This window comes from Pelagicoccus albus (assembly GCF_014230145.1).
GTDB lineage: Bacteria > Verrucomicrobiota > Verrucomicrobiia > Opitutales > Opitutaceae > Pelagicoccus > Pelagicoccus albus.
In genome coordinates, this window is record NZ_JACHVC010000013.1 from 437,735 (window position 1) to 450,753 (window position 13,019).

A 13,019-nucleotide genomic window follows, 5' to 3' on the forward strand; every position below is an offset into this window, starting at 1 on the left:
GGCAACCTCATTTCCATTTTTCAAAACTGTCGCATTGATTTGCATCCTCTCTCTCCTACTCTCCCGCCCATGCCAAATCCTATCGAGGCTTCGCCCATGTCCAAAGACTCCGCTACCAGCCAATTCAATCCGCTCTCCAAGCTAGACGAATTCGCACCACGCCATCTAGGCGTGAATGGAGCTGAAGCCGAAAAAATGGCGGCCTCCTTAGGTTACGATTCCCTCGATGCCCTCATCGACGAAGCCGTGCCCAGCTCCATCCGAATCTCTGAGCTGAACTCTCTGCCGGAACCTATCGGCGAGCATGACATGCTGGCGGAGCTCAAAGCAATCGCCGCCCAAAACTCGGTGAAAACGAGCTACATCGGCTTAGGCTATTATCCAACCATTACTCCACCAGTCATCCAGCGAGGCATTCTGGAAAGTCCCGGTTGGTACACCCAATACACTCCCTACCAGCCGGAAATCTCGCAGGGTAGACTTGAAGGTCTTCTCAACTTCCAAACGATGGTCTCAGACCTGACCGGCCTCGAAATTTCAAACGCATCCTTGCTGGACGAGGGTACTGCTGCTGCAGAAGCGATGGGCTTAGCCTTTTCCCAAGTTGGTCGGGCAGGCAAGAAGCAAAAGATCCTGATTTCAAGTACCTGCTTCCCCCAAACAATCGAAGTAACAACCGCTCGAGCGACTCCCATGGGTATCGATGTCGAAATAATTGATATCGATAGCGAAATAGATTTCGAAGGCGTATTCGCGGTTTTACTACAATATCCGGACGTAAACGGGCTCGCTAGAGACTTTTCCGCGATCGCAGAAAAGGCCAAGGAAAACAAAGCCCTCACGATCGTAGCGACCGACCTACTCGCTTTGACAATCCTTAAGTCCCCAGCGGATCTGGGAGCAGACGTCGCAATCGGCAGCGCTCAACGATTCGGAGTGCCCATGGGATTCGGTGGACCACACGCAGGATTCTTTGCTACCAGAGACGCCTACAAACGCAAAATACCTGGCCGTTTGATCGGTGTATCCAAAGATCGTTACGGAAACAATGCCCTCCGACTTGCCCTACAGACACGCGAGCAACACATCCGCAGAGACAAGGCGACAAGCAATATATGCACAGCCCAAGCCTTGCTCGCGAACATAGCTGCCGCCTACGGTGTATACCATGGCCCGATCGGATTACAAAAAATTGCAAAACGGATACAGCTTCTGACCAAAATTGCTGTCCAACTCCTAGAGGGAAGTGGTTACAACATTGCCGAAGGAATCCGTTTCGACACTATTACTCTGGAAGCTTCAGATGATAAAATTCAGCAAGCGATCAACAAGGCGAGAGATCTGGATCTAAATCTTAGAGAAATTTCCACTACCTCCCTATCGCTATCTCTCAACGAAACAACGACTTCATCGGAACTATCCACGCTCCTCTCCATATTCGGAATAGAGGTCACGGTCTCCGAACTTACCGATCTAGCCTTGAAGTTCAACCAAACCGGGCCCAGCCCGCTCGATCGCGAGTGCAATTACCTAACGCACCCCGTTTTCAACTCCTACCACACCGAAACGGAAATGCTTCGCTATCTGAAGCGCTTGGAGAACAGGGACCTGTCGCTAACGACTTCTATGATTCCACTGGGGTCCTGCACGATGAAGCTCAATGCCGCGGCGGAAATGCTCCCGATCACATGGCCAGAGTTTTCAAATATCCATCCATTTGCCCCCAAGGAGCAGACCCTCGGTTACCTCAAGCTAATTGAGCAGCTCGAAAGCTGGCTTTCAGCGATCACCGGCTTCCACTCCACTTCCTTGCAACCCAACGCTGGATCTCAAGGAGAATACGCCGGTTTGCTGGCCATTAGAGCCTACCACGAAAATCGAGGCGACAAAAACAGAAACGTTTGCCTCATTCCTCTCTCCGCTCACGGCACCAACCCTGCCAGTGCTGCTATGGCGGGGCTGAAAGTCGTGACTGTCGCTTGCGACGAAAAAGGCAATATAGACGTCGACAACCTCAAGGCCAAGGCGGAGCAGCATGCCGAGAATCTCGCCGCGCTAATGGTTACCTATCCCTCTACGCACGGAGTATTCGAGTCTTCAATACGCGACATCTGCCAAATCATTCACGACAACGGCGGCCAAGTTTATATGGATGGAGCGAATATGAACGCCCAATGTGGCCTCACAAGCCCGGGAGAAATTGGAGCGGACGTCTGCCACCTCAACCTCCACAAAACGTTCTGCATTCCCCACGGCGGAGGTGGTCCCGGAGTTGGCCCCATCTGCGTGGCAGAGCATTTGACTCCCTTTTTGCCGGGGCATCAACTGAGTGATTCCATCGAAGGTGAAAATCGCATTGGAGCGATTTCAGCAGCCCCATACGGAAGCGCCAGCATCCTCCCGATCTCATGGGCATACATTCGCATGATGGGAGCCAAAGGCATCACGCTGGCTACCAAAATAGCGATCCTTAACGCCAACTACATGGCGAAACGATTGGAGAACGATTACAAGATAGTGTACCGCGGCGAATCAGGATTAGTCGCCCACGAGTTCATAATTGATTTCCGTGACTGGAAAGATAAGTCGGGCGTCGAAGTCGAGGACGTCGCGAAGCGTCTCATGGATTATGGCTTCCACGCCCCGACCATGTCGTTCCCTGTTCCAGGGACGATGATGATCGAGCCGACCGAGAGCGAATCTCCCGCCGAATTGGACCGTCTGTGCGACGCTCTAATTTCTATCAAAAAAGAAATGCAGAAGGTCGAGTCTGGCGAATGGTCAGCGACTGACAATCCACTGAAGAACGCCCCTCACACTTCGGCCTGCGTAACAGCCGAGAACTGGGAATCTCCCTACTCTCGCGATCTTGCCGCCTTCCCAGCCGAGTGGACTCGCGAATACAAATACTGGCCCCCAGTGGGTCGTGTAGACAATGTCTTCGGCGATAGAAATCTGGTTTGCTCCTGTCTACCCATGGAAGCCTACCAAGACTAGTTCATGTCCGAGAGGATTTCTTGCTCTGTCATTGCCAGCGTGAATTCGTAAATATCTGACAGAGTTTTTCCCTTGTAGACTGCACGCCCTTCTCCCCTGAGTGGGTCTTGGTGACCGTTGAGAACTTCGAGTACACGGTCCGCCGTGAATCGAGCAATGGCGAGACTCTGGGTCCAATCCGCCAGGCGTGTGTCAGTCACATTGGCGAATTGCTGGGAAACAGGCTCGTAAATCGCCTTGGAGAACCCCCAAAACTCCAAAGCAAGACCTCCAACCACTGCGTGCGTAGTTCCGAATTCGCGCTTCTCCGCCTCAGCCAAAGTACGGGTCGTCCTTTGGCAAAACTTGATGTCTGAATCTCCGCTCCTCCGAACCGCTTCATCGATAACCACCCTTCCGATCGAATGAAGGAGCCCCACAGCATAAGCAGTTTCGGCAAGCCCGGAATCGCCTTGGTACATGTACCGCATGGCAGCGCCGCAAGCCACTGAGCGATGTACGAAATCACCTCCATCCAAGTAATAAGATCGCAAACTTCTGGGGAGAAAATTCTTAAGCCAGATTCTCAAAGCGATACGACTCAATCGCTCCAAGCCGATAGCGTTGACTGCATCTAGAAGAGAGTCGGTGCCTCTGCAGCCATACGTTGCCGTATTAGCCGATCGGATAACCTCCACCGACAAAAACGGGTCTAAACCAATGAGTGAGGCGGCCTTTTCCAAGTCCGCATAATTGCCCCGCAAGTACAAATAAAGTCCGCGGCTCTTATTTGCAGGTGTAGGAAAAGACTCAATACAGGCCAAAAAAGCCTTCATCCAGTACCCTGAATTGGCCTCGTTATTGAAATCTATGTCTTGGGCCACTGTTGTGGTCATTTGCATGGGAGTTGGATCGGTAGTTAGGAAACAGCTTCGCAGCTTTATCTAGAGCGATATACGTAGCCCAATTATAGGGAAAACTAGGGCGATTTGTGAATAGGGTTTGACCGCTAAATAAGCTGAAATTGAACTTACGGACCCTAGAGAAATCTTCCACATTCTGGCATCAGCCCTCCACTCTCGCCTCAATTTTAAAATTAAGGCATAAGCCATTGAAAACGTACTCATTGCTTCTAAGCCTTGAGAAATGGCGCTATTGAATTTTAAGTTCTTCTCTGAGACACTGAGGCTCGCAACGGAGGTTAACGTCGTTTTCAGCCAAAAGGCGAAAAGACTCCTCGGTAATGACCATCAAAGTCCAGTGCTCTATTTGCTTCATGGCCTGTCCGACAACCATACAGCTTGGCTAAGGAAGAGCTCGATTGAGCGGTACGTCGAAAACCTGGACGTCATCGTCGTCATGCCAGACGTTCACCGAAGCTTCTATAGAAACACTCATTCCGGGTATCGATATTTTGATTACATCGCCTCTGAATTGCCCGAGATATGCAAAGCGTACTTTGGAGTTTCCAATGAGAGAGAACAAAACTTCGTCGCTGGACTATCCATGGGCGGATACGGATCCTTTAAATTAGCGTTGAGTCACCCAGAAAGGTACGCCGCGGCAGCAAGTTTTTCAGGGGCATTAGATCTCTCTGCACTGGCAGAACACAGGGATGAGTCCTACCCCGAATGGCCGCACATTTTCGGTCCGGACAATCCCTTTACTGATACGGAGGACGATCTGTTTCATTTGACCACAACCTTGGTGAATTCGGGACGCCCCATACCTAAACTTTTTCAGAGTTGCGGAACCGAAGACTACCTATACCCGGCAAATAGGAACTTCCTGAGACACTGCCGCTCAATCAACTTTCCAGTCGAGTTCAGAGAGGGGCCAGGAGCCCACGAATGGTCATACTGGGACAGCCAAATTCAAGAGGCATTACGATGGTTTCCATTCGAAACCCTGGAAAAATAGCAGCTCACTTTCCTCAAAGACTCGACCAGCAGCGATTTCAAGTTTTGCTACGCCCCTATGAACAAGAGCCTAGCGACAAATCTAGCCGCCATAGCCCTGCTTGCAGCCGGGATCTACATGCCCGACTCGCTGTACCAACCTTATGTGCTCAACGCGGGCATCTTCGCCTTGGCGGGCGCTATTACAAACTGGATAGCCGTCCATATGCTTTTCGAAAAAGTACCGGGCCTCTATGGCTCAGGCGTTATCGCGGCTCGCTTCGAACAATTCAAAACCGCGATCCACAAGCTCGTAATGGAAAGCTTTTTCACAGAGGAGAATTTCATGAAATTTGCAGACACGGCTCTTCATAGCGGACTCGATCCCGAGACCTTGGAGAAGAGCATCGATTTCGACGAACAGTTTGACGGTTTCCTCAAGGTGGTGGCCGAATCCAAATTCGGCGGAATGCTCTCCATGTTTGGTGGTATCAAAGTTTTGGAGCCGCTTCGTGATCCCTTCAAAGTCGAATTCAGGAAAAGGCTCGAAGAGTTCGTGGCTAAACTAGATTTCTCTCACTCTCATAGCACTTTCGAAAAAATGCAGCCTGTCATCGAGGGATTGGTCAAAGGTAAGCTAGACGAGCTTACCGCCCCTCAAGTAAAGCAGATCCTTTCTGACTTAATTAGGGAACACCTTGGTTGGCTCGTAGTCTGGGGCGGTGTATTCGGAGCGCTCATAGGTCTCGTATCTACCGCCATAACTACCACATTGATCTAGCCCCTACACCACTGCACACGCATCCTCCAACCCAAGCTTGCAATCTAAGATTCTCTAACGCATTCACTTAAACTGAACGAATCCAAATATATGAGCTCCTTGACTTCCACTTCACTCGCGCTCCTTACAGGGGCATGCCTAATGGCCGGAACATCTCTCCAGGCCGGACCAATTTTCGCCGGAGGCGAATTAACCTTCCAAGGAACCGCTCAAGTCACCGACACCAGTCGCGTGTCGCCAAACGCGGAAAGCCCTTCCGACATCTTCTATACCTTCACGCCAGCCGTTACGTACGAGCGGGAAACCGCCGCTATGAACTTGCGTGCAAACTTGGCTTTGCCCTTTCGTCGCTACGACGAAAACACCCAATACGACTCCGACGACATCGAATTTCTGATCAATGGCGAAGTGCCATTCGGAGCAGGCGGACCTCGTCTCTCTGGCGATTGGAGCGTGGCCTACATCGACGGTATGAGAGCCAGCTACCTTACCAACCAGGTACTGAACACCGAGAGCCTCAATGCAAATGCTTACGTGGATTACGTTTTGCGAAACAAGCTGAGCTTGAGAACTCGCTTTGGCTACAATGATCGCTCGAGTTCCGGAGTGGAAGAAGCATATCAGAACGCGAATACCTCCACGTTGTTTGCAGCTGGTATTCATGCTCGCGAGCTGATTCGGGGGCGAATTGGCTTATACGCTGAATACCTGATCCGCAGCCGTAAAACAGATAGAGGAGCGACTGCCCAAGCTGTAGATAATACAGATGATGGAATCAACTTCGGCATTACTGGCCAAATACTACCTGAAAATCTGTTTCCAAAGCTCGAAGCCGACCTGGCTTTCGGCCTTACTTCGACCGACGTAGGAAACTACTCGAATACCACCTCCAGCCAAAGAAATAACCGCCTCACTTTGGATGGTCGCCTCGCCTACCCAGCTAACACTAAGACAAACGTCGCGTTGACTTACCGCCGTAATCTAGCCGTTACGGATGACGACCGCACCGTCGAACAGAGTGATCTTTCTCTGATGATCGACTACACTCCGAACCAGAAACTAACTTTTGTTACCGAATTCGGAGTACAAAGTAACGATTTCATATTCGACCAGGAACCCCGAAACGACGACGTATTCATCGCCTCAGTAAGTGCCAACTATACGATTCGACTCAATTGGTTCGCCACCATCGGTTACAACTACAGAGACTCTTCTTCGACGGTCGAAATTAGCGACTACAACTCATCGACTTTCAATCTCTCCACTACCCTTGCGTTCTAGCAGCAAACGGATTGCCTTTGAACGCAGCTTGTAAAACTCAAAGGGAATTGCCCCAAACGTACTTAATTTCCACCGGAAATCATAATAATTCCCTAAAGAGCTAAGGCAAAACCGTTAACCTACCGATTGATAAGCAAACAGTTACCCATTTCACGAATCCCACCATGTCCATAAGAGTATATATCGTAGACGATCACCCACTAGTTCGCCAAGGTCTGACGCAAATTATCAGTGGCCAGGAAGACCTAGAAGTTTGTGGAGAAGCAGAGGATTCCTCCGGTGCTATGAGAGGTATCGAATCCTCAAATCCGGATGTCGTGATCGTCGATATTTCGCTCCAAGGAAACAATGGCCTGGAGCTTATAAAAAACCTCAAGGCCATCCACGAGAAGCTACCGATTCTTGTATTCTCGATGCACGACGAGTCCATCTACGCGCAGAGAGCGCTCCGGGCAGGAGCCAAGGCCTACGTGATGAAAAAGGAATCTTCCGATAAGATCGTTGATGCTATCCGCAAGATCTTGAAGGGGGAAATTTACGTGAGTCCTCGGGTTGCAGACCAAGTCCTGCACCAGATAGTGAATGGGCCTACCAACTCCTCGACTTCGCCAGTGGATCGCTTGACGGACCGCGAACTTGAAGTCGTTCAGCTTATCGGAAGAGGTCTATCGACTCGCGAAATTGCTGAAAGCCTTCACCTGTCAGTCAAAACCATCGAATCCCATCGAGCTCACGTTAAAGAAAAGTTGAATTTGAGAAATGCGACTGAGCTAGTGCAGTTCTCCGTCCAATGGGTCGACCAACAGGATAACTGAGATACGATCGAAAATTTGATTTTATGGAAAGCGACCAAGACTGGTCGCTTTTTTAGTACCCTGAACAATGAATGCTCCTAGAGCAAAACACCCACGGAATAGCTAAGGCTAATCAAACTCTATCGCCTACAAGTACCCTCGTCTACTCAATCCTTTCCGCCAAAACCCTAACAGCCATCGCCCGATTGTAAAAAAGCTGTATAAATTGATAGACTATCGCGTTTCCACATTAGCGATATGTTCCACAAATCACCTCCGAAACAACTCCTCTACATCGATGAACACCCCGTATGCCAACACGGGTTGGAGAGCATGCTTAAAGACGATCCTCAATGGGAGGTTTGCCGCCGAGCTTCTTCCGAAAACCGAAGGGAGCTCCCAAAATCCATCGACCTCGCAATCGTCGAAATCACTTCAAGTCGCCCCCAAGGAATCGCGGTAGTAAAAGAACTTCGCAGCGTCTACCCGCAAACACCGATTCTCGTGCTCAGCAGTTACGATGAAACGATTTATGCAGATCGCTGCCTTAAATCAGGAGCCCAAGGATACGCCATGAAATCTTCCTCAATGCAGGAATTAAAAAGAGCGATAGACCTTGTGTCACAAGGGGAGTTGTACGTGAGCGAAAAAGTTAAATCACTCATGATCGATCGCCTTGCGAACCCGAGTGGTCCCGAGGCGAAACCAACATTTCAGAACCTATCCGACAGGGAGCTGCTGATCGTAGAGCAAATTGGTCTGTCAAAAAACAATAAAGAAATCGCTCAGGCGCTGCAAATTAGCGTAAAGACGATAGAGTCACATCGTTCTAGAATAAAAGCGAAGCTCCAGCTCGATAGCCCGCAAGAACTCATGCGATATGCAATGCGACTTCACTACTTCTAGGATCTAACTACGAATAATCGTAAAAGAATCCGCAACCTAGTGACTCCGCGAAAACAAGAAACAAATAGCCAACGTCGAGCCCTCTTGGCAGAGGACAACACATTTATTCGCGAGCTCGTTGCGACTTACCTCGAAAAATTAGGGTACGAAGTGAGCCAAGCCCCCAATGGAGCGGACGCCATAGACATCTTGAATCAAAGTTCGGATCAACATTTTGATGTGATCGTGACTGATCTTCTAATGCCTAAAGCAAGCGGAGATAGAGTAATCAAAGAAGCTAGAAGATCCGGAGCCTGTGACCGTTTTCTGGTGATGTCCGGTAATTTGTACGACCCTAAATTTACCTCCGAAGATCCTGATCCAGATTCAGAATTCATCGAGAAGCCCTTTACCTTTACGGATTTCGAAGCAAAGCTCTCGGACTTAGGCTGCAAACAAAAAGCTGAACTGTCGTAAGAGAGCCCATACTCCATCCCTTCGTAATTTTATTATTGCGCCCTATCGGATTTACGCTCTTTTAGACCGCTTTCACGCAAGAATCGTGCGGCTACACCGTACGCTTCCGCGAAAGATCTTCAAATTCTTGAAGATACAGCGTCTAGCCCAGCGAAAACTTGGCTAGGGATCCGCCCACTGGCTGGTCCGATCTTTCGTGCTAATTCGAAAAACGAACAAACAAATGGCTAACAGCAAATCGATAGACAAGGCCCAGATCATTGGCGACTTCAAGACTCACGACTCCGACACTGGTTCGGCAGACGTCCAAATCGCCCTCTTGACGGCCCGTATCAACCACCTTACCGAGCACTTGCGCTCCAACCGTAAGGACTTCCACACTCGCCGTGGTCTACTCGCTATGGCAGCTCGCCGTCGTAAGCTTCTCAACTACCTGAAGAAAAGCGATCTGGAGAAGTACAACGACATCCTACAACGCCTGAATCTCCGCAAATAATCGCGGATCCTCACGAGGAACTTAAACTCCGATCAGACATTGCAAAACCAGCGGTGATGATCAGTTTCCAAGCCTGCGAATTTTACTTCGCGGGCTTTTTCGCTTCTAAAATTTCCAACTAACTAAACAAAAAACACACCGACGACCCGGCTGAACCCGATCCACTTGAGGAAATTTCCGCATGTCGCGCCTCGCACCTTAGCAGGTCGCCACATCCCGAAATCTCTTCAGAATTTAGTCAGATCCCGTTCGCCGAGTTGTCATCTCACACTGAAGTAAAAGAAATAGATGATACAAAAACATAGCATAACTGTAGACGATCTCGACATCACCTTCTCCACTGGAGACGTGGCAAACCTCGCCTCTGGCGCGGTAACCGTTACCACCGGAGAAACCAGCCTCTTCGTATCAGCGACTGTAGCAAAAACGGTCCGCGAAGGCCAAGACTGGTTCCCCCTCACCGTTGACTACCGCGAAAAATACACCGCGGCTGGTCGTATCCCAGGTGGCTACTTCAAGCGCGAAGGTCGTCCCTCCGAAAAGGAAATCCTGACTTCTCGCCTTTGCGACCGTCCTTGCCGTCCGCTCTTCCCGAAGGGCTTTTTGAACGAAGTTCAGATCATCGGCTTCCTTCTTTCCGCTGACCAGGTAAACGATGCGGACATCTTGATGGTTAATGGCGCTTCCGCAGCCCTCGCTATCTCTGACATTCCTTGGAATGGCCCGATCGGCGCTGTTCGCGTTGGCCAAATCGACGGCCATTTCGTCGCCAACCCAACCATCGAAGAGCAGTACGCGTCCGACCTCGACCTCATCTACGTAGGCACCAAGGAAGAGATGCTCATGATCGAAGGTTCTGCGGACCAGATCGCAGAGGATCGCTTCCTCGAGGCACTCGATTTCGCTCACGAAGCAATCCAGCCAATCATCGCCGGTATCGAGCAACTCCGTAGCGAAGCTGGTAAGGAGAAGAAGACCTTCCCACTTTGCGTTCTCGAGGACGAAGTTCGTCAAATCGTGAACTCCCTCGTGAGCGACCGCATCGGTGAAGCTTGCGCCGCCGGCGACAAGCAGGAGCGCAACGCAAAGATCGACGAGCTCAAGGGGCTCGCCGAAGGCGCCCTTCAAGAGAAGTACGGCGACAACTACAATCCAGCGCAGCTCAACATGGCGATGGAGGAATTGCTCGAGCACACCTACCGCAAGTCGATCCTCGACAACGGAGTTCGCTCCGGCGGCCGCAAGCCAAACGAGCTTCGCGAGCTAAAGTCCAAGGTTGGTGTCGTACCTCGCGTACACGGATCCGCCCTCTTCTCTCGTGGCGAAACCCAAGGCCTCGTCTTGACCACACTCGGCCCAGCGAACGAAGCTCAAAGCCTCGACGCCATCACCGGAGGACCAACCCAGAAGTCCTTCATGCTGCACTACAACTTCCCTCCTTTCTCCGTCGGTGAAACAGGCCGCTTCGGCAGCCCTGGTCGTCGCGAGATCGGACACGGCGCCTTGGCTGAGCGTTCGCTCTTGCCAGTCGTTCCTTCGGAAGACGTTTTCCCATACTCGATCCGCATCAGCTCCGAGATCATGGCTTCAAACGGCTCGACCTCCATGGCTTCCATCTGTGGTGGATGTCTCTCTTTGATGGACGCTGGCGTGCCTATCACTGATCCAGTTGCTGGTATTTCAGTCGGACTCGTTTCGGAGTTCGATGAAAACGGAAAAATCGGCAAGCACCACATCCTCACCGACATCCTTGGTGAAGAAGACCATTTCGGCGATATGGACTTCAAGATCGCGGGTACCAAGAACGGAATCACCGGATTCCAGTTGGACCTTAAGATCAATGGCCTCCCAACAGACATCGTGAAAGCGGCCGTGGCCCAGTCTCGTGAAGCTCGCATCGAGATCTTGGAAAACATGGCAACCGCCATCTCCGCACCTCGCGAAGAAGTCGCTGCAACTGCTCCTCGTATCACAACCGTTCAGATCAACCCTGAAAAGATCGGCGCTCTCATCGGTCCAGGCGGAAAGAACATCCGTCGTATCGTTGAAATCACCGGAGCCCAGATCGACATCAACGAAGACAACTCTGGCCGCGTAAACGTTTACGCAACCAGCGAAGAAGCGATGAAGCGCGCCCTCAACGAAATCGACCTCGTTTGTGGCGAAATCGAAGAGGGCAAGATCTACCGCGGTATCGTCAAGGCGACCAAGGAGTTTGGCTGCTTCGTAGAAGTTTTGCCAGGTCAAGAAGGTCTCGTCCACATCTCCGAGCTAGCCGACTTCCGCGTTCGCAAGACCGAAGACGTCTGCAAGCCAGGCGACGAAATGGTCGTCAAGTGCCTCGGAGTCGACGAGCGTGGACGCGTTCGCCTATCTCGCAAGGCAGCCCTCGAAGAGCTCGAAGCGCGCAAGGCTGCCAAGAAGGCCGCCGAAGCTCCTGCTGAAGAGCCAGCCGCAGAGGAAGAAGTCGCCGCTGAAGCGAGCGAAGAGAAGACCGAAGCGTAATCGCTTAATAGCTACTTATTTCAGCGCCCAGGGAGTGATCCTCGGGCGCTTTTTTGTGCTCGGACGCCATTGATCCGACGAGTGTGCTTGGATTCCCCGCCGAAAGCAGTCATCCCAAGACCCATGTCCAAGATCTTAATCGTAAATGACGACGGAATTGATTCACCCTTGCTGCAGGCCCTTATTGCTCGCTTTCAAAAACTGGGAGAAGTCGTGGTCGCCGCTCCGCGCTTTGAACAAAGCTGGGTTAGCAAATGCATGAGCCGCTTTAAGGATGTCGACGCCATTAAGCGCGACGACCTCCCCTGCGAAGCGTACTCCATTTCCGGCTCCCCCGCGGACTGCGTCAATTTAGCACTGGGACACCTTCTGGAAGAAAAGCCCCTTTGCGTGGTTTCCGGCATCAACGTAGGCCACAACGCTGGACTGGCCTACATCCTTTCTTCCGGCACTGTGGGAGCCGCTTTGGAAGGGGCACTACACAACATCCCTTCATTCGCCGCCTCACTCGGACTGGATCGCGGCGATTACGACCGGCTAAAAGACAACCCGCAAGCTCTAGGCGAATCGCTCGGTAGCAAAGCCGCCCTAGCCGCAGAAATCTTGGCTGACTTTGTCTCCAAAACGCTGGAATCCAACGAGCCGGCCTACGGAGTCGTTCATAAATTGAATTTCCCCTCCTCTGAGATCAGCGGCAAAACCGAGATCGTTCGCTCAAACCCAGCTCGCACTGAAGCCGGTAGCTTTTTCGCCGCCAAAAAAAACGCTTTTAGTTTCTCCTATCGCGAACTGGGGGAAATCGACTCGCAGACTCCAACCGATCGGGAGACCCTGAAAGCCGGCAAAATCAGCTACTCCAAATTGGACTTCTCCCAAATCGGCCAACTCTCCTAGTCGCTACTAGCAAGCCGCCCCAAAAGCCAATT

11 protein-coding genes are annotated in these 13,019 nt (G+C 51.3%); 10 read left to right on the plus strand and 1 reads right to left on the minus strand.

Translation table 11 applies throughout. The annotated features are described in order from the left end of the window. Positions 1 to 96 precede the first annotated feature (96 nt). Positions 97 to 2,997: an aminomethyl-transferring glycine dehydrogenase gene (gene gcvP / locus H5P27_RS17150; protein WP_185662141.1), complete on the plus strand. Its 2,901-nt coding sequence runs from the start codon at positions 97 to 99 to the stop codon at positions 2,995 to 2,997. Here the strand turns inward: gcvP and H5P27_RS17155 are convergent. Further along, positions 2,994 to 3,872 (minus strand): HDOD domain-containing protein, encoded by an 879-nt coding sequence (locus tag H5P27_RS17155; protein WP_185661650.1) that lies wholly within the window; start codon positions 3,870 to 3,872, stop codon positions 2,994 to 2,996. The genes gcvP and H5P27_RS17155 overlap by 4 nt on opposite strands. 250 nt (positions 3,873 to 4,122) lie before the next feature. Here H5P27_RS17155 and H5P27_RS17160 point away from each other — a divergent pair, with 250 nt between their 5' ends. The 9 genes from H5P27_RS17160 (at position 4,123) to surE (ending at position 12,987) form a co-directional block, all read left to right on the plus strand. Then, entirely contained in the window at positions 4,123 to 4,896 is a 774-nt protein-coding gene (locus H5P27_RS17160; protein ID WP_185661651.1) for an alpha/beta hydrolase, read from the plus strand. 57 nt (positions 4,897 to 4,953) lie between these two features. Next, positions 4,954 to 5,655, plus strand: a complete 702-nt coding sequence (locus tag H5P27_RS17165; protein WP_185661652.1) for a DUF445 domain-containing protein — start codon at positions 4,954 to 4,956, stop codon at positions 5,653 to 5,655. 90 nt (positions 5,656 to 5,745) lie between these two features. Continuing rightward, the gene (locus H5P27_RS17170) at positions 5,746 to 6,936 is read left to right on the plus strand and encodes an outer membrane beta-barrel protein (RefSeq protein WP_185661653.1); all 1,191 of its coding nucleotides are present in this window, start codon (positions 5,746 to 5,748) and stop codon (positions 6,934 to 6,936) included. A 164-nt stretch (positions 6,937 to 7,100) separates the two neighbouring features. Then, positions 7,101 to 7,751: a response regulator gene (locus tag H5P27_RS17175; RefSeq protein WP_185661654.1), complete on the plus strand. Its 651-nt coding sequence runs from the start codon at positions 7,101 to 7,103 to the stop codon at positions 7,749 to 7,751. 237 nt (positions 7,752 to 7,988) lie between these two features. Continuing rightward, positions 7,989 to 8,636 (plus strand): LuxR C-terminal-related transcriptional regulator, encoded by a 648-nt coding sequence (locus tag H5P27_RS17180; protein ID WP_185661655.1) that lies wholly within the window; start codon positions 7,989 to 7,991, stop codon positions 8,634 to 8,636. A 39-nt stretch (positions 8,637 to 8,675) separates the two neighbouring features. Beyond that, positions 8,676 to 9,092, plus strand: a complete 417-nt coding sequence (locus tag H5P27_RS17185; RefSeq protein ID WP_185661656.1) for a response regulator — start codon at positions 8,676 to 8,678, stop codon at positions 9,090 to 9,092. Positions 9,093 to 9,315: 223 nt separating this feature from the next. Further along, positions 9,316 to 9,588, plus strand: coding sequence for a 30S ribosomal protein S15 (gene rpsO, locus H5P27_RS17190; RefSeq protein WP_185661657.1), 273 nt, complete (start codon positions 9,316 to 9,318; stop codon positions 9,586 to 9,588). A 288-nt stretch (positions 9,589 to 9,876) separates the two neighbouring features. Next, positions 9,877 to 12,093: a polyribonucleotide nucleotidyltransferase gene (pnp, locus tag H5P27_RS17195; protein ID WP_185661658.1), complete on the plus strand. Its 2,217-nt coding sequence runs from the start codon at positions 9,877 to 9,879 to the stop codon at positions 12,091 to 12,093. 123 nt (positions 12,094 to 12,216) lie between these two features. Next, a complete protein-coding gene (gene surE / locus H5P27_RS17200) occupies positions 12,217 to 12,987 on the plus strand; it encodes a 5'/3'-nucleotidase SurE (protein ID WP_185661659.1) in 771 nt (256 codons plus the stop codon). Positions 12,988 to 13,019: the final 32 nt, after the last annotated feature.